Consider the following 18,163-nt stretch of genomic DNA (forward strand, 5'->3'; position numbering starts at 1 on the left):
CTACTTAAAAAAGTAATTATGAATTTTCAGTTAAGCACCTATTAAGACTTCAAAATTAAAATATTTTAAAACAAGTCAATCAACAAGTGCCCACACAGATTGTCTGATATATTGTTAAAGAGCAAAAAACAACGACGCACTTGGAAACTTAAAGACTTCACAACAGTGCGTCGTTGTGTGCGGTGCATTATAGGGATTTTAAAAACCCTTGCAAGTACTTTTTTGTAAAAATATTTAAAAAAATGATCTTTTGATGGAAATATAAACATTTCATCAAAAAGTGCGGTTAGAATGCTCAAATTTTTATCGCTATAATTTCTTACGCAATGAAACTTCACCACCATTAAACATCTGAATTTTATTGCCACATAATACTTTTAAATAACCGCGTTCATCTATGCCTTGTTCAATACCTGAAATAATACCTTGTTCAGTCAGCACATTTACTCCACTATTTGAAAACGCATTATATGATTGCCATGTTTGTTGGAATTCAGCATTAATACCATTTTTCTCAAAGATATTTAAACGTGCATATAAATTTTGTATGAGTTTTGGTAATAAGGTTTGTCGCTCTACATCAGGATCAATTTCACATAGTTCCGCGTAAGGCTGAGTAATTTCCGTTTGTTTTGGCAACAACACATTAATACCTACGCCAATCACTAAATTGAGCATACCATTTTTATGGCTAGCAATTTCAACTAAAATACCACCTAACTTTCTTCCATCAAACAAAATGTCATTTGGCCATTTCACTTGCACATTTAGCACCTCGACAATCGCCAAACCGATGACTAAACTTAACCCCTCAATTGATCTTTTAGGATCAAATGCCCAATAAAAACTAAACATGATTTGCCCGGCAAAAGGCGATAACCATTGACGACCACGCCGACCGCGTCCTGCAGTTTGATATTCAGCCACACAAAGATCACCTTTTTTTAAGGAAGGAATATTTTGTAGTATCCATTCATTTGTAGAGGAAATAATCGGCTGATAATGGATACTATAAGGAAAAAGTGCGGTTGAAATTTGCTTAGGATTTAATAAAGGAAGGCTAGGCACTAAGCAATAATTTTGGCCATCAACGACAATTTCCAAGCCTAGCTCACGTAATTGTTTAATGTCCTCTTCAATATCTGGAGAAAACTTTTCCAATTCAAACCGCACTTTCGGCTGACAATCAGATAAATATGTCAATAAAGCGAAATTCATCATTTATTCCTTGTAGCAAACGGAGCGAAAATCATAGCACAAATCCAAAAATTTCGTTTTCAAAATCTAGTAAAATCTGTATAATCCCGCCGCAATATTTTTTAACTTCAACTTAGCGAGAATATTGCAATGTCATTACACATTAAACAAGAAGCCCTTACTTTTGACGATGTTCTACTCGTCCCGGCACATTCAACTGTGCTTCCAAATACAGCCAATCTTTCAACCAAACTCACTAAAGAAATTACTTTGAATATTCCTATGCTTTCAGCAGCAATGGATACTGTGACCGAAACCAAACTTGCAATCTCTTTAGCACAAGAAGGTGGCATCGGCTTTATTCATAAAAATATGACCATTGAACGCCAAGCGGACCGTGTTCGTAAAGTAAAAAAATTCGAAAGTGGTATCGTGTCTGAACCTGTCACCGTTTCACCTGATTTATCCCTTGCAGAATTATCAGAACTAGTGAAGAAAAACGGCTTCGCGGGCTACCCTGTTGTAGATAGTGAAAATAACCTAATCGGTATCATTACTGGACGCGACACCCGTTTCGTAAAGGATTTGAGAAAAACTGTTTCACAAGTAATGACGAAAAAAGAAGACTTGGTGACAGTAAAAGAAGGGGCGAGTCGCGAAGAAATTTTGGAATTAATGCATCAACACCGAGTTGAAAAAGTATTAGTGGTTAATGATAGTTTCAAACTTAAAGGCATGATTACCGTTAAAGACTTCCAAAAAGCAGAACAAAAACCAAATGCATGCAAAGATGAATTCGGTCGTTTACGCGTGGGTGCCGCTGTAGGAGCAGGCCCAGGCAACGAAGAACGTATTGATGCTTTAGTGAAAGCTGGCGTAGATGTACTGTTAATCGACTCATCTCACGGTCATTCAGAAGGCGTATTACAACGCGTGCGTGAAACCCGCGCGAAATACCCTAATCTTCCAATCGTGGCAGGTAACGTGGCAACTGCTGAAGGCGCAATCGCATTAGCCGATGCAGGGGCAAGTGCGGTGAAAGTAGGTATCGGCCCTGGTTCAATTTGTACAACTCGTATCGTAACCGGTGTAGGTGTTCCACAAATTACCGCTATCGCAGATGCAGCAGCAGCATTAAAAGATCGTGGTATTCCTGTAATTGCTGACGGTGGTATCCGTTTCTCTGGCGATATTGCAAAAGCCATCGCTGCGGGTGCAAGCTGTGTAATGGTTGGCTCTATGTTTGCGGGTACTGAAGAAGCACCAGGCGAAATCGAACTTTATCAAGGTCGTGCATTTAAATCTTACCGTGGTATGGGTTCATTAGGTGCCATGGCGAAAGGTTCATCAGACCGTTACTTCCAATCAGATAACGCGGCAGATAAACTCGTACCAGAAGGTATCGAAGGTCGTATTCCATACAAAGGTTATTTAAAAGAAATCATCCATCAACAAATGGGTGGCTTACGTTCTTGCATGGGCTTAACTGGCTGCGCAACCATCGAAGAATTACGCACAAAAGCAGAATTCGTTCGCATCAGTGGTGCGGGTATTAAAGAAAGCCACGTTCACGATGTAACGATTACTAAAGAAGCACCAAACTACCGTATGGGCTAATCCGCAAGGTGGGCTTTAGTCCACCTTTTGTTGTTAAAAGTGCGGTTGATTTTTAAGAGATTTTAATCTTTATCTAGTTATAAGGAATATACAATATGAAAAAATTGATCATTCTTTCTGTGAGTTTCTTCTTATCTGCTTGTGCAAATGACTGGTCTTCAAGTGGTGTGCCAGATATGTATGAAGGTCAATCACAAGAAAGTGTTCTTAAAGCCTTACAAAAAAATAATTGGATTATAAAAAAACAACATACTGATGAAAAAGGTAATTTGTATTTACTTGCCCAAGGTAAACCAACAAAACAATTTGCTGGACTTTTCGGTTCTGATTGTCGTCAAAGTTCATTTGCAATTTATAAAAAAGAAGGCTTACAAGCTCTTGAAACAGCACCATGCCAGGAAACTAAAAAATAATTTTTTAATTAATAGAGATTTTTATGACAAATATCCACAATCACAAAATCCTGATCCTCGACTTCGGTTCACAATATACTCAACTGATTGCACGTCGCGTACGTGAAATCGGTGTGTACTGCGAACTTTGGGCGTGGGATGTAACCGAACAACAAATTCGTGAATTTGCCCCAACGGGTATCATTTTGTCAGGTGGTCCAGAAAGTACCACTGAAGAAAACAGCCCGCGTGCACCTGAATATGTATTTAATGCCAGCGTGCCTGTATTGGGTATTTGCTACGGCATGCAAACCATGGCAATGCAACTTGGTGGTTTAACTAAGACCTCTGAGCATCGTGAATTCGGCTATGCTTCTGTTTTAATGGATAATCCGACCGCACTTTTTGCTCATCTAAATGATGGCGATAGCAAATTAGATGTATGGATGAGCCATGGCGATAAAGTCACGCGTTTACCTGAAAACTTCCAAGTTACCGGTACGACTCCAACCTGCCCAATTGCCGCGATGTCTGATGAAAGCCGTCGTTTCTACGGTGTACAATTCCACCCTGAAGTAACCCATACCAAAAAAGGTTTGGAATTATTGATGAATTTCGTGGTGAACATTTGTGGTTGCGAAACCAAATGGACTGCAGAAAACATTATCGAAGATGCCGTTGCTCGCATTAAAGAGCAAGTGGGCGATGATGAAGTGATTTTAGGTTTATCTGGTGGTGTGGACTCTTCTGTGGTTGCATTACTTTTACACCGCGCTATCGGTAAAAAATTACACTGCGTATTCGTGGATAACGGCTTGCTCCGCTTACACGAAGGCGACCAAGTAATGGAAATGTTTGGCGATAAATTCGGCTTAAACATTACCCGTGTTGATGCGGAAAGCCGTTTCTTAGGTGAACTTGCAGGCGTATCGGATCCTGAGGCAAAACGTAAAATTATCGGTAAAGTATTCGTGGATGTATTCGATGATGAATCGAAAAAACTCACCAACGTGAAATGGTTGGCACAAGGTACGATCTACCCTGATGTCATCGAATCTGCAGCAAGCAAAACCGGTAAAGCGCATGTGATTAAATCACACCACAACGTAGGTGGCTTACCGGACTATATGAAACTTGGCTTGGTTGAACCGCTACGTGAATTATTCAAAGACGAAGTGCGTAAAATCGGTTTAGCATTAGGCTTACCTGCGGAAATGATCAACCGCCACCCATTCCCTGGCCCAGGTTTAGGCGTGCGTGTATTAGGCGAGGTGAAAAAAGAATACTGCGATTTATTACGCCGTGCGGATGCAATCTTTATCGAAGAATTACGCAATAGCGGTTGGTATGAAAAAACCAGTCAAGCCTTCAGCGTATTCTTACCTGTGAAATCTGTTGGCGTAATGGGCGATGGCCGTAAATACGACTGGGTTATTTCCCTACGCGCAGTAGAAACAATCGATTTTATGACCGCACATTGGGCTCATTTGCCTTATGATTTATTAGGCAAAGTGTCTAACCGTATCATCAACGAAGTGAACGGCATTTCTCGCGTCGTGTACGACATTAGCGGAAAACCACCCGCAACGATCGAGTGGGAATAGAACCAGAATAAATAACGCCTTGTAAAACAAGGCGTTATTTTTTAATTTAACAATATTTTCGCTGCATCTATTACCACTGAAACGGCTTTCTCTTCAGTCTCTTTCATTGTCGCTTCATTTGGAATTTCTTGTTGAGTGCGGTTTACAATCACGCCTGCAACCATTCCTGCTCGTAACCCCAATGCGCTACACATGGTAAACAATGTTGACGATTCCATTTCATAGTTCATAACATTCAAATCTTGCCACTGTTTAAGTAGTCCTTGGTAATCACGATATACTTTACCACTATAGGTATCATAACGTTCTTGACCTGGATAGAATGTATCGGATGATGCAGTCACACCTACATAAGGTTCAATCCCTTTTGCTTTCGCTGCATTATAAAGTGCAGTTGTACATTCAAAGTTTGACACAGCCGGATATTCTAACGGTGCAAAATGGCGGCTTGCACCATCTAAGCGAACAGAAGCCGTTGTAATAAGAACATCACCCACATTAATATGTGGTTGAATTGCCCCCGTTGTACCAATACGTAAGAAAGTGCGAATGCCAAGTTGAGCCAGTTCTTCCACACAAATTGAGGTTGATGGCCCGCCAATACCGGTAGAGCATACAACAACAGGTTGTCCATTAAGATAACCTAACCATGAAGTAAATTCACGCGTGCTAGCAAGAAACTCTGGATTATCAAGTTGTTTAGCAATACGCTCACTACGCGCAGGATCGCCGGGAACAATAGCGAGTGTTGAGCCTTTAAGTTGAGATTTTGTAAGATTAAGATGGAATACATCTGACATAGTCGCCTCCTTATTATTTTTATATTGTATGTTTACATGCAAAAAAAATTAAAGCAATAGCATTGAACCCCATTTGATAATATCAAAGAAGAATTTATTTTCATTCGTCGCGATACCATCAGGATTTTTCGGTGTGCCATCTTCATTTTTCTGCACTTCCACCATGCCATTTTTATATTGACCTTTCACGACAGCCAAATCATCGCGCGCTTCATTACGTAATTTTAAACACGCCTGTTCAGTTAAAGGTTCAACATTACCCACTTCGGTACGGAATTTTTTAAACTGATAGCTTGCATAATTCATCGACTTTTCATCACCTTGAATAATCTTCACATATTGCTCGCCAATAATTTTTTCCAATGGGTAGAAAAAGACATATTGTGAATGAATATAGCTATCTTCTTTAGAAAAATGCTGTTGCAAAATCCGAGTTAAATTTGGGTAAACGCATTGTTCTGCTTGCTTACTTGCAATCGCCCATTGTTTTGCATCTTGATCGGAAAGTTGGTAATCCGCACCCGCAAATTCACCGGGGATTGCGGATTGTGAGCTACCAAACATTGAGCAGCCAGACAGCAATGCTGCCATACCTAAGGTTGCAATTAATTTCACATTTGATCCTTATAAAAGTGAGAATGCGCAAAATTCTAGCAATATCTTCACAACAGATAAAGCAGCAAATGAATTTAGTTTTCCTGATCCGAAAAACTTCCGCTATAATGACCGCACTTTTTTACGTTAATTAAAAGGAATTCTCATGCAAAATCCAAAAGATGATGTGTTATATGCGCCTGTTGAATGGGTCGATCACAGCGAAGGCTATAACGACATTCGTTATCATAAATCCACTGATGGTATTGCTAAAATCACGATTAACCGCCCAGAGGTTCGCAATGCGTTCCGCCCACAAACAGTGAAAGAAATGATCACTGCATTTTCTGATGCACGTTTTGATGAAAACATTGGTGTCATTGTACTAACCGGTGAAGGCGAAAAAGCATTCTGTTCTGGTGGTGACCAAAAAGTGCGTGGCGATTACGGCGGTTACAAAGATGACAGTGGCGTACATCACTTAAATGTATTAGATTTCCAACGCGATATTCGTTCTTGTCCAAAACCAGTCGTGGCAATGGTGGCAGGTTATGCAATTGGTGGCGGCCATGTATTACATATGCTTTGTGACTTAACGATTGCTGCTGAAAATGCTATTTTCGGGCAAACTGGACCAAAAGTTGGTTCATTCGATGGCGGTTGGGGCGCAAGCTATATGGCTCGTTTAGTGGGTCAAAAAAAAGCGCGTGAAATTTGGTTCTTATGCCGTCAATATAATGCACAAGAAGCATTAGACATGGGCTTAGTCAATACTGTTGTGCCTTATGCTGATCTTGAAAAAGAAACCGTACGTTGGTGTCGTGAAATGTTACGCAATAGCCCGATCGCGATTCGTTGTTTGAAAGCGGCATTAAATGCGGATTGTGACGGCCAAGCTGGTCTTCAAGAATTAGCGGGTAACGCGACAATGTTGTTCTACATGACTGAAGAAGGTCAAGAAGGTCGCAATGCGTTTAACGAAAAACGCGCCCCAGACTTCAGCAAATTCAGACGTAACCCTTAATTTATCGTTCTAAAGTGCGGTTAAAAATCTTCGTGAATTTTGACCGCACTTTTGTATTGGGAGCAAACATGGCTGAAAAATCATTTAATCTTTACCGTTATTCCATCCCCGTTGATAGCCAACTTATCCTGCGTGATCGTTTTTTAAAACGCCGTGAAGGCTTAATCGTAAGAGTGAGTTGCAGCCGAGACGGTTGGGGAGAAATCGCCCCGCTACCTGGTTTTAGCGAAGAAACCTTAGACCAAGCTCAAGAACAAGCAATTGAATGGCTAACGACATGGTGCAATGCAAGCTGTGACGCACCTCGCGTACCATTAGATGGCACCTATCCCTCCGTTGCTTTTGGTATCAGTTGCGCAATGGATGAAATGAAAGGTTATTTACAAGCTGAAGGCAATTATCATACGGCACCACTTTGTTATGGCGATCCAGATGAACTGTACGCTAAACTTGCGAGCATGGAAGGCGAAAAAGTGGCAAAAATGAAAGTGGGCATATACGAAGCCAATCGCGATGGATTAATTGCCGATATGTTTTTAGAGGCCATTCCTGATTTACAATTACGACTAGATGCAAACCGCCATTGGTCGTTAGAAAAAGCGTTACAATTTGCCACTAAAGTCAAACCGCAGCATAGAAAACGTATTCAATTTTTAGAAGAACCTTGTAAAACACAAGCACTCAGTCGTGAATTTGCATCGCAAACCGATATTGCAATTGCATGGGATGAATCCCTGCGAGAGCCTAATTTTTGCCTGGAAAAAGAACCACACTTATCGGCTGTCGTAATCAAACCCACTTTAATTGGTTCAATTCAACGTTGTGCTGAACTCATTAACCAAGCACATTCGCTAGGTCTAAAAGCGGTTATTAGTTCAAGTATCGAAAGTAGTTTAGGGCTCTCTCAGCTCGCGCGAATTGCACAACAATACACCCCGAATGTAACTCCAGGCTTAGACACTTTAGATTTGATGGAATATCAAGTACTACGCGCTTGGCCTGGTTCTGATTTACCTATTGTGGATTTAGAATCTGAATTTATCACTAAAATTATCTGATTCGACCACCAAAAATCGAAAAACCAGTATAATGCGCTACACAAAAAGGATTAAAAATGTCGCAAACACACAGAATTTTGCTGTTAAATGGCCCGAACTTAAATATGTTGGGGGCTCGCGAGCCAAAGCATTATGGCAGTATTTCTCTTGCATCAATTGAAGAGAAAATACAAACATTAGCCACTCAGCACAATGTAAAAGTGGAATGTTTTCAAACCAATAGTGAAGAAAAATTAATTAATAAGATCCACGAAAGTTTTCAACAAGTCGATTTTATTTTAATCAATCCTGCTGCTTACACCCATACCAGTGTGGCATTGCGCGATGCACTTTTAGCTGTTTCAATTCCTTTTGTGGAGATTCATTTATCCAACGTGCATAAACGTGAACCATTTCGTCATCATTCTTATTTTAGCGATGTGGCTGAAGGCGTTATTTGCGGTTTGGGCGCAAAAGGTTACGAGTTTGCCTTTTTATTTGCTATCGATTACCTTGCTAAAAAATAAGAAAATCGAGCATTTTTGGCGAAATTCACAGAATTTTATCGCAAATTTGCAAAATTTAAGGTAATCTTTACAACATAAAAATAAGTTTATTCATAACCGCAATTTTTCATTTAAAAGTGCGGTTAAAATTTCAATCTTTTTTAGGAAGAACGTATGGACATTCGTAAAATCAAAAAATTAATCGAATTAGTAGAAGAATCTGGCATTACTGAATTAGAAGTGCAAGAAGAAGAAGGTACAGTACGTATTAGCCGTGCAGCGCCAGCAGTTGCTCCAGCAGCAGTTCAATACGCTGCGGCACCAGTAGTAGCACCAACTCCAGCTGCTGCGCCAGCTCAAACGCCCGCAGCTGCGACTCCAGCACCAGCTGCATCTGATGAATTATCAGGCCATCTTGTACGTTCACCAATGGTAGGAACGTTCTATCGCAGTCCAAGCCCAGAAGCAAAAGCATTTGTTGAAGTGGGTCAATCTGTGAAAGTTGGCGACGCGCTTTGTATCGTTGAAGCAATGAAAATGATGAACCGTATTGAGGCGGATAAAGCTGGCGTAGTAAAAGCAATTCTTATCCACGACGGTGACGCTGTTGAATTCGACGAACCATTAATCGTTATTGAATAATTTCCAATATTTTCGTCGGGCGGACTTTAGTCCGCCTATTTCATATACAAACAATTAGAGCGAATTTATCGTAGGCGATATAAATTGAAATCTGTTCACACCTAATTTTATAGGGAGAACAATATGTCAAAAACCTACATAAAAATTCACGTCTATCTGACTAAACGGACTCTTTTATGTTAGAAAAAGTTGTGATTGCTAACCGCGGTGAAATTGCACTACGCATTTTACGTGCTTGTAAAGAATTAGGTATTAAAACTGTGGCGGTTCACTCCACCGCAGATCGTGATTTAAAACACGTTTTACTCGCTGATGAAACCGTTTGTATCGGTCCAGCGCCTTCCGCAAAAAGTTATTTAAATATTCCAGCTATTATTGCTGCCGCCGAAGTAACAGGCGCAGATGCAATTCATCCAGGATACGGTTTCTTATCTGAAAATGCTGATTTTGCTGAACAAGTTGAACGTTCAGGTTTCACTTTCATCGGCCCAACAGCAGATGTCATCCGTTTAATGGGCGATAAAGTTTCAGCTATTAAAGCAATGAAAAAAGCAGGCGTGCCTTGTGTACCGGGTTCGGATGGCCCTGTAGGTAATGATATTGCTAAAAATAAAGAAATCGCCAAACGTATTGGCTATCCAATCATCATCAAAGCATCAGGCGGTGGTGGCGGCCGAGGAATGCGTGTTGTACGTAGCGAAGACACATTAGAAGAATCTATCGCGATGACCAAAGCAGAAGCGAAAGCAGCATTCAATAATGATATGGTCTATATGGAAAAATACTTAGAAAATCCACGTCATGTAGAAATTCAAGTATTAGCAGATACTCATGGTAACGCAGTTTATTTGGCTGAGCGTGACTGCTCAATGCAGCGTCGTCACCAAAAAGTTGTGGAAGAAGCACCAGCTCCTGGTATCACTGAAGAAGTTCGTCGCGATATCGGCTCACGCTGTGCAAAAGCTTGCGTAGAAATCGGCTATCGCGGAGCTGGTACGTTTGAATTCTTATATGAAAATGACGAATTCTATTTCATTGAAATGAATACTCGTATCCAAGTAGAACATCCAGTAACTGAAATGATTACAGGCGTAGATTTAGTGAAAGAGCAATTACGCATCGCAGCTGGCTTGCCGATTTCCTTTAAACAAGAAGACATCAAAGTTAAAGGCCATGCAATGGAATGCCGCATTAATGCAGAAGATCCAAAAACATTCTTACCGTCTCCGGGCAAAGTAAATCACTTACATTCACCTGGCGGGTTGGGCGTTCGTTGGGATTCTCATGTTTATGGCGGCTATACGGTGCCTCCACATTACGACTCTATGATCGCAAAACTTATCACTTATGGTGATACACGAGAAGTTGCAATCCGTCGTATGCAAAATGCATTATCTGAAACGATTATTGATGGTATCAAAACCAACATCCCACTTCATGAATTAATTCTTGAAGATGAAAATTTCCAAAAAGGTGGAACAAACATCCACTATTTGGAGAAAAAATTAGGTATGCATGAATAATTAAAATTTAAATGGCTAACAGGCGTTAGCCATTTTCGCATATCCCTAAAACTTATTTAATGATAATAAATACTAGAATCAGCAAAACATTTTGAATTATTCAAAAAAGTTGTAAGATTAGCAAACATAAGGGGCGTATAAAATATATGCCCCTTATACCATTCAAAAATATACTTTCACTTATAAAAATTTTAAGGAAGAAACATGACATTAAAACAACGTTACCAACAAGCGGCCAAGGAAGCTAGTTGGGCATTAGGTCTATCTATTTTATATGTGATAGGTTGGTGCTTATGTGCTTATTTGCCTAAAGAAACTCAAGGGCCGATTGGTTTCCCCCTCTGGTTCGAACTCTCTTGTATTTATTTGCCTATTCTGTTTATTGTAATTGGCCATTGGATTATCAAAATTATTTATCAAGATATCTCTCTTGAAATCAAGGATGAGGAGAATCAAAAATGAATTTAGGTATTATTCTCCCTTTAATTATTTATCTTGCATTTATATTTGGTGCTGCGATTTTCGCTTATGTAAAACGTACAAAAGGCGATTTTCTAACGGAATATTATGTAGGTAACCGCTCGATGACGGGTTTTGTGCTCGCCATGACAACCGCGTCAACTTATGCCAGTGCAAGTTCTTTTGTCGGAGGGCCTGGTGCAGCTTATAAATACGGATTAGGCTGGGTATTACTTGCGATGATTCAAGTCCCTGCAGTGTGGCTTGCATTAGGCGCATTAGGTAAAAAATTCGCACTATTATCAAGAGAAACCAATGCGTTAACGATTAACGATCTTTTCCTTTATCGTTATAAAAACAAATATTTAGTCTGGCTATCAAGCCTTGCCCTTCTTCTCGCATTTTTTGCGGCCATGACCGTGCAATTTATTGGCGGTGCGCGTTTATTAGAAACTACTATCGGTATTTCTTATACTCAAGCATTGCTCTTATTTGCTTTAACGGTAGGTATCTATACATTTATCGGGGGATTCCGTGCTGTCGTACTCACGGACACCATTCAAGGTACTGTCATGATTTTAGGTACTATTATTCTCCTTGTAGGAACCATTTATGCGCTCGGAGGGGTAGAAAGTGCGGTTAATAAATTAACAGAAATCGATCCTGCGTTAGTCACGCCTTACGGGCCAAATGGAATGTTAGATTTTCAATTTATGGCTTCCTTCTGGGTGCTCGTCTGTTTCGGGGTCGTCGGTCTTCCACATACTGCTGTTCGATGCATGGCATTTAAAGATAGCAAAGCCTTACATAGAGGGATGCTGATAGGAACAATTGTTCTTTCCATCATTATGTTCGGTATGCACTTAGCCGGTGCACTTGGTCGTGCAGTTATTCCAAATTTAACGGTATCGGATCAAGTGATTCCAACTTTAATGCTCAAAGTATTACCGCCTATTATTGCCGGTATTTTCTTAGCCGCACCGATGTCAGCAATTATGTCCACAATTGATGCGCAACTTATTCAATCTTCTTCTATTTTTGTAAAAGATTTATACCTTTCTACGAAACCTGAAGCGGCAAAAAATGAGAAAAAAGTGAGTTATTTTTCATCTATTATCACGCTGATTTTGACCGCACTTTTAATCTTTGCCGCCCTCAATCCACCAGATATGATTATTTGGTTAAATCTATTTGCTTTTGGCGGACTGGAAGCCGCATTTTTATGGGTGATTGTGCTGGGTATTTACTGGGATAAAGCAAATGCTTATGGTGCGTTAAGTTCAATGATTATCGGCTTGGGAAGTTATATCTTGCTCACTCAACTTGGCATAAAATTATTTAACTTCCATCAAATCGTACCGTCATTAGTATTTGGATTGATTGCCTTTTTAGTGGGTAATAAATTGGGCGAACGCCGTATTGAAAAAACTCAATTAAAAGTTACCGTACTTTAAGCGTCAATCAATATGCTGTCACCTTCTTCTAAATGAGAGGAAGGTGATATTTAATTTTCTCACTTTCAGAAAGTTCTACGCTAAAACACAGAATTGGAACAATTCACAAGGATACATCAATGCTCTATCAAATTCTTGCGCTACTTATTTGGAGCAGTTCATTAATCGTCGGTAAACTCACTTATTCGATGATGGATCCTGTGCTTGTTGTGCAAGTGCGGTTAATTATTGCAATGATTATTGTCATGCCACTCTTTTTACGTCGTTGGAAAAAAATTGATAAACCAATGCGTAAACAGCTTTGGTGGTTGGCATTCTTTAACTATACCGCCGTATTTTTATTGCAATTCATCGGACTAAAATATACATCCGCATCCAGTGCAGTCACCATGATTGGGTTAGAACCGCTGCTCGTTGTATTTGTTGGACATTTCTTCTTTAAAGACAAAGCAAAATGGTTTCACTGGCTATTCGGCGCAATGGCATTTATTGGCGTGGCAATTTTAATCAATGGTGGAAAAAATAATGAAGGCATTGATAACATCAGTTTATTTGGCTGTTTATTAGTGCTAAGTGCTGGGATCATTTTCGCAGCCGTGTTACGTTGGACACAGCGAGTTGTGGCCAAAGTCTCAACGCAAGCTTATACCTCCGTCAGCATTGTACTTGGGACCATCACAACGTTGCCATTTACGCTATTACTCACAGAAAACTGGCAAATATCATTAAATTCCACAGGTATTGCAGGTTTATTATATCTTGCCATTGGCTGTAGTTGGCTTGCCTATTGGTTATGGAATAAAGGCCTTAATAGTGTGGATGCCAATATCTCCGGTATTTTAGTCGCACTTGAGCCGTTATTCGGCATCTTATTTGCCGTATCATTACTTGGCGAAACGCTGTCATTTTCAGCCGCACTTGGTATAACAATCATCATGCTTGCCACACTTGGCTCGACTTTACTGCCGAAACTTTTGAAAAAATCAGTATAATACGCCCCATTTTATGAAATAAAGGAAAAAACAAATGGCTTGGATTCAAATTCGCCTAAATAGCACCAATGAAAAAGCAGAACAAATAAGTGATTTTTTAGAAGAAATCGGCTCTGTTTCTGTGACTTTTATGGATAGTCAAGATACACCGATTTTTGAGCCTTTGCCTGGTGAAACTCGTTTATGGGGCAACACCGATGTTATTGCGTTATTTGATGCAGAAACAGATATGGCAGAAATCGTCCGCTTATTAAAAGAAGCGAAACACTTAGATAGCAATACGGTATACAAAATTGAACAAATAGAAGATAAAGACTGGGAGCGCGAGTGGATGGATAACTTCCACCCAATGCAATTTGGTAAGCGTTTATGGATTTGTCCAAGTTGGCGTGATGTGCCTGATGAAAATGCCGTCAATGTGATGCTTGACCCAGGCTTAGCGTTTGGTACAGGTACTCATCCTACAACTGCGCTATGTTTAGAATGGCTAGATGGCCTAGATTTAAAAGATAAAACCGTCATTGATTTTGGTTGTGGTTCAGGTATTTTAGCCATTGCTGCATTAAAACTTGGTGCGAAAAGTGCAGTGGGAATTGATATCGATCCACAAGCGATTCTAGCTAGTCGTAATAATGCCGAGCAGAATGGCGTAGCTGATCGCCTACAACTGTTCTTATCTGATGAAAAACCCGCTGATTTAAAAGCAGATGTCGTGGTGGCAAATATTCTTGCTGGCCCGCTCAAAGAACTTTACCCAATCATTAGTCAACTTGTTAAACCTAATGGCGATCTTGGTTTATCGGGCATTTTAGAAACTCAAGCTCAATCCGTATGCGACGCCTATACGCAAACATTTGCGTTAGAGCCAGTCGCAGTGAGAGAAGAATGGTGCCGAATTACGGGTAAGCTAAAAACGCTTTAATTTCTTTTTGTCAATCAAAAAAAGTGTATTTTTTAAACAAATTTCACTTTGCAAAGTAAGGCAAAATGCGTATTATAGCCAGCCTTGTCGGTCGTCGACCAGTTCGACACTAATTAGATTTAGGCTTGCTAGGAAGGTAACGTAAAATGCGAATCGGTTCATACCAATTAAAAAATCGTGTTTTACTTGCACCAATGGCAGGTATTACCGACCAGCCTTTCCGTCGTCTTTGTACATATTATGGTGCTGGACTCACATTTTCAGAAATGATGTCCACAAATCCGCAAGTTTGGCATACCGAAAAATCCAAATTGCGTTTGGCACATAGTGAAGATTTAGGTCTCAATGCCGTGCAAATTGCAGGTAGTGATCCACTCGAGATGGCGCAAGCCGCTGCTATCAACGTGGAATATGGCGCTCAAATCATTGACATTAATATGGGGTGTCCTGCCAAAAAAGTAAATCGCAAACTCGCAGGCTCTGCGTTGTTGCAATTTCCTGATCTCGTAGAAAAAATTCTGCGTGAAGTGGTGGCTGCCGTGAATGTGCCGGTGACCTTAAAAATTCGTACAGGCTGGGATAAATCTAATCGAAACTGCGTTCAAATCGGCAAAATTGCAGAACAATGTGGCATACAAGCATTAACGGTGCATGGTCGTACACGCGCTTGTCTTTTTGAAGGCGAAGCGGAATATGACAACATCAAAGCCGTTAAACAAGCGATTGCCATACCAGTTATAGCCAATGGTGATATTGATTCTGCTCGGAAAGCAAAATTCGTTCTCGATTATACCGGAGCGGATGCCATTATGATCGGTCGTGCTGCGCTAGGTAACCCTTGGCTATTTCAAGCCGTGGAAGACCTAATTGAGCATGACTCGATAAGCCAAATGCCAAGTTTAAACGAAAAGTGCGGTCAAATTTTGCGTCATATTCAAGAATTACATCAATTCTATGGAGAACAAAAAGGCTATCGCATTGCGCGTAAACACGTGGCTTGGTATTTACAGGGAATTCAACCTGATTCCGTTTTTAAACAGACTTTTAATGCAATTAGTAATCCAAAAGAGCAACTTATTGTATTGGAAGATTTTTTCAATTTAATTTTGGATAAAGAAAAATGTTAGAACAACAACGTAATCCTGCTGAAGCCTTAACGGTATCAGTATTAAATGCGCAATCACAAGTGACCAACAAACCATTACGCGATTCAGTAAAACAAGCATTGCGTAATTATTTAGCGCAATTAGATGGTCAAGATGTGAATGATCTTTATGAATTAGTATTAGCGGAAGTTGAACACCCGATGTTAGATATGATTATGCAATATACTCGTGGTAATCAAACCCGTGCAGCAAATATGCTTGGTATCAACCGTGGTACATTACGTAAAAAACTAAAAAAATACGGTATGGGCTAAGTTATACGTTTTTTTAGATAGAAAAGGGCGAACATTTTTATGTTCGCCCTTTTCATTCAATCAGATAAAGCACAAGCTATAACCTGTGCTTTAAATTTATCTTAAAATCAACCGCACTTTATTCTACGGTGACGGATTTCGCTAAGTTACGAGGTTGATCTACGTCAGTACCTTTAATTAAAGCCACATGATAAGAAAGCAACTGCATTGGGATGGTGTAAAAAATCGGTGCAACGATATCATTGACTTTTGGCATCGTGATGATTTTCATTCCTTCACTTGGTGTAAAGCCCGCTTCTTTATCAGCAAATACGTATAATTGGCCACCACGAGCACGAACCTCTTCAATGTTCGATTTTACTTTCTCTAATAATTCATTATTTGGTGCCACAACAATTACTGGCATATCAGCATCGATCAACGCTAATGGACCATGTTTTAATTCTCCAGCCGCATACGCTTCAGCGTGAATATAAGAAATCTCTTTCAATTTCAAAGAGGCCTCTACGGCAATTGGATAAAATGCACCACGACCTAAGAAAAGCGCATGATGTTTTTCAGCAAAATCCTCAGCTAATGCTTCAATTTCTGTATCAAAAGCCAACGCTTTTTCAATTTCAGCAGGTAAAGATTGCATTGCTTTAATAATCTCATGCTCTTTTTCTGCAGAAATATGACCTTTAACTTTACCAAGTGCCGTCACCAACATTAATAACGCAGCAAGCTGTGTCGTAAATGCTTTTGTTGATGCCACTCCAACCTCAACACCGGCACGCGTCATAAATGCAAGATCTGATTCGCGTACTAACGAAGAGCCTGCCACATTACAAATTGTTAATGCCGCCATATAGCCCTTTTCTTTCGCTAAACGAAGTGCAGCTAAAGTATCTGCTGTTTCGCCAGATTGAGAAAGTGTAATCAATAAGCTATTTGGACGTGTAACAAATTTGCGATAACGAAACTCTGATGCAATTTCAACATCACAGCTCACGCCAGCCAAAGATTCAAACCAATAACGTGCCACCATACCTGCATTATAAGATGTACCACAAGCAACAATTTGAATATGCTCAACTTTTTCTAAAATGTCTTTTGCACCATTACCGATTGAATCGACAATCACATTTTCATGATTGAGACGCCCTTCCATTGTATTGATAAGTGCGGTTGGCTGTTCGTAAATTTCTTTCTGCATAAAATGACGGAATTTACCTTTCTCTGCCGCATCATTTTCAAGATTAGATTCGTGAATTTCACGCTCAACTTTATTGCCGTAAGTATCATAAATATCAACTGTACGACGTGTAATTTCTGCAATATCCCCTTCTTCTAAAAAGATAAAACGGCGGGTAACACTTAAAAGTGCAAGTTGATCTGAAGCTAAGAAATTTTCACCAAGGCCTAAACCAATCACTAGCGGACTACCAGAACGGGCCGCAACTAAATGTTCAGGATGGCGACTATCCATTACTACCATACCATATGCGCCCGTGAGTTGTTTTACTGCTTTTTTCACAGCTTCTAAAAGTGAATCCGTGCTACGCATTTCCCATTCGACGAGATGAGCAATCACTTCAGTATCTGTTTGTGATAAAAATATATAACCACGAGATTTTAGTAACTCTCGAAGTTCTTCATGATTTTCAATAATACCATTATGTACTACGGCGAAGGTACCTGACACATGTGGATGAGCATTGGTTTCCGATGGCTCACCATGCGTTGCCCAACGAGTATGCGCAATCCCTGTACCACCAATCAATGGTTTCTCCGATACAGTATCGTCTAAGGCTTTAACTTTACCTAAGCAGCGCACGCGTTGTAATTCATGATTTTCATTTACCACTGCTACGCCTGCAGAATCATAACCACGATATTCTAAACGATGTAAACCATTAATTAAGATTTCCGCTACATCTCGTTGCGCTACCGCGCCGACAATACCACACATAAGCTTTCCTTATTGTTCATTAAATAAAA

At 40.0% G+C, this 18,163-nt stretch carries 18 protein-coding genes; 14 read left to right on the forward strand and 4 right to left on the reverse strand.

The window, feature by feature from the left end:
• Window positions 1-309: 309 nt before the first annotated feature.
• The gene (gene birA, locus KP710_RS05890) at window positions 310-1,218 is read right to left on the reverse strand and encodes a bifunctional biotin--[acetyl-CoA-carboxylase] ligase/biotin operon repressor BirA (protein ID WP_165818747.1); all 909 of its coding nucleotides are present in this window, start codon (window positions 1,216-1,218) and stop codon (window positions 310-312) included.
• 129 nt (window positions 1,219-1,347) lie between these two features.
• Here birA and guaB point away from each other — a divergent pair, with 129 nt between their 5' ends.
• From guaB to guaA, 3 genes are all read left to right on the forward strand, one after another.
• Window positions 1,348-2,814 carry an IMP dehydrogenase gene (gene guaB / locus KP710_RS05895; RefSeq protein ID WP_111407677.1) on the forward strand — a complete coding sequence of 489 codons (1,467 nt, stop codon included), beginning with the start codon at window positions 1,348-1,350 and terminating at the stop codon, window positions 2,812-2,814.
• A gap of 95 nt (window positions 2,815-2,909) precedes the next feature.
• Window positions 2,910-3,227: a hypothetical protein gene (locus KP710_RS05900; RefSeq protein ID WP_111407678.1), complete on the forward strand. Its 318-nt coding sequence runs from the start codon at window positions 2,910-2,912 to the stop codon at window positions 3,225-3,227.
• Window positions 3,228-3,250: 23 nt separating this feature from the next.
• A complete protein-coding gene (gene guaA / locus KP710_RS05905; RefSeq protein WP_111407679.1) occupies window positions 3,251-4,810 on the forward strand; it encodes a glutamine-hydrolyzing GMP synthase in 1,560 nt (519 codons plus the stop codon).
• Between the two features lie 41 nt (window positions 4,811-4,851).
• Here guaA and udp read toward each other — a convergent pair whose 3' ends face one another.
• Together udp and KP710_RS05915 are read right to left on the reverse strand one after the other, a co-directional pair.
• Window positions 4,852-5,610 carry a uridine phosphorylase gene (gene udp / locus KP710_RS05910; RefSeq protein WP_111407680.1) on the reverse strand — a complete coding sequence of 253 codons (759 nt, stop codon included), beginning with the start codon at window positions 5,608-5,610 and terminating at the stop codon, window positions 4,852-4,854.
• Between the two features lie 48 nt (window positions 5,611-5,658).
• Window positions 5,659-6,225, reverse strand: a complete 567-nt coding sequence (locus tag KP710_RS05915) for a DUF5358 domain-containing protein (protein WP_046949870.1) — start codon at window positions 6,223-6,225, stop codon at window positions 5,659-5,661.
• 145 nt (window positions 6,226-6,370) lie between these two features.
• Here KP710_RS05915 and menB point away from each other — a divergent pair, with 145 nt between their 5' ends.
• The 11 genes from menB (at window position 6,371) to fis (ending at window position 16,183) form a co-directional block, all read left to right on the forward strand.
• Window positions 6,371-7,228, forward strand: coding sequence for a 1,4-dihydroxy-2-naphthoyl-CoA synthase (gene menB, locus KP710_RS05920; RefSeq protein WP_005626704.1), 858 nt, complete (start codon window positions 6,371-6,373; stop codon window positions 7,226-7,228).
• Window positions 7,229-7,296: 68 nt separating this feature from the next.
• Window positions 7,297-8,286, forward strand: a complete 990-nt coding sequence (gene menC, locus KP710_RS05925) for an o-succinylbenzoate synthase (RefSeq protein ID WP_165818748.1) — start codon at window positions 7,297-7,299, stop codon at window positions 8,284-8,286.
• Between the two features lie 56 nt (window positions 8,287-8,342).
• A complete protein-coding gene (gene aroQ, locus KP710_RS05930) occupies window positions 8,343-8,792 on the forward strand; it encodes a type II 3-dehydroquinate dehydratase (protein WP_005639157.1) in 450 nt (149 codons plus the stop codon).
• A gap of 153 nt (window positions 8,793-8,945) precedes the next feature.
• Entirely contained in the window at window positions 8,946-9,413 is a 468-nt protein-coding gene (accB, locus tag KP710_RS05935; protein WP_111407682.1) for an acetyl-CoA carboxylase biotin carboxyl carrier protein, read from the forward strand.
• 176 nt (window positions 9,414-9,589) lie between these two features.
• Window positions 9,590-10,936, forward strand: coding sequence for an acetyl-CoA carboxylase biotin carboxylase subunit (accC, locus tag KP710_RS05940; RefSeq protein ID WP_111407683.1), 1,347 nt, complete (start codon window positions 9,590-9,592; stop codon window positions 10,934-10,936).
• Window positions 10,937-11,140: 204 nt separating this feature from the next.
• Complete coding sequence (locus KP710_RS05945; RefSeq protein WP_005634512.1) at window positions 11,141-11,398, forward strand: YhdT family protein; 258 nt, start codon at window positions 11,141-11,143, stop codon at window positions 11,396-11,398.
• On the forward strand, window positions 11,395-12,849 hold the full coding sequence (gene panF, locus KP710_RS05950) for a sodium/pantothenate symporter (protein ID WP_111407684.1): 1,455 nt from the start codon (window positions 11,395-11,397) through the stop codon (window positions 12,847-12,849). Before KP710_RS05945 ends, panF begins: the two co-directional genes overlap by 4 nt.
• 119 nt (window positions 12,850-12,968) lie before the next feature.
• Entirely contained in the window at window positions 12,969-13,841 is an 873-nt protein-coding gene (locus tag KP710_RS05955) for a DMT family transporter (RefSeq protein WP_111407685.1), read from the forward strand.
• A 34-nt stretch (window positions 13,842-13,875) separates the two neighbouring features.
• Complete coding sequence (gene prmA, locus KP710_RS05960; protein ID WP_111407686.1) at window positions 13,876-14,763, forward strand: 50S ribosomal protein L11 methyltransferase; 888 nt, start codon at window positions 13,876-13,878, stop codon at window positions 14,761-14,763.
• A 146-nt stretch (window positions 14,764-14,909) separates the two neighbouring features.
• Entirely contained in the window at window positions 14,910-15,890 is a 981-nt protein-coding gene (gene dusB, locus KP710_RS05965) for a tRNA dihydrouridine synthase DusB (RefSeq protein ID WP_215770998.1), read from the forward strand.
• Window positions 15,884-16,183: a DNA-binding transcriptional regulator Fis gene (gene fis, locus KP710_RS05970; RefSeq protein ID WP_009500196.1), complete on the forward strand. Its 300-nt coding sequence runs from the start codon at window positions 15,884-15,886 to the stop codon at window positions 16,181-16,183. Before dusB ends, fis begins: the two co-directional genes overlap by 7 nt.
• A gap of 118 nt (window positions 16,184-16,301) precedes the next feature.
• On the opposite strand, the gene glmS is transcribed toward fis, so the two are convergent.
• A complete protein-coding gene (gene glmS / locus KP710_RS05975) occupies window positions 16,302-18,134 on the reverse strand; it encodes a glutamine--fructose-6-phosphate transaminase (isomerizing) (RefSeq protein ID WP_106013557.1) in 1,833 nt (610 codons plus the stop codon).
• Between the last annotated feature and the right edge of the window lie 29 nt (window positions 18,135-18,163).

It is taken from the genome of Haemophilus sp. SZY H35 (assembly GCF_018829705.1).
Taxonomy (GTDB): Bacteria; Pseudomonadota; Gammaproteobacteria; order Enterobacterales; family Pasteurellaceae; genus Haemophilus; species Haemophilus haemolyticus_K.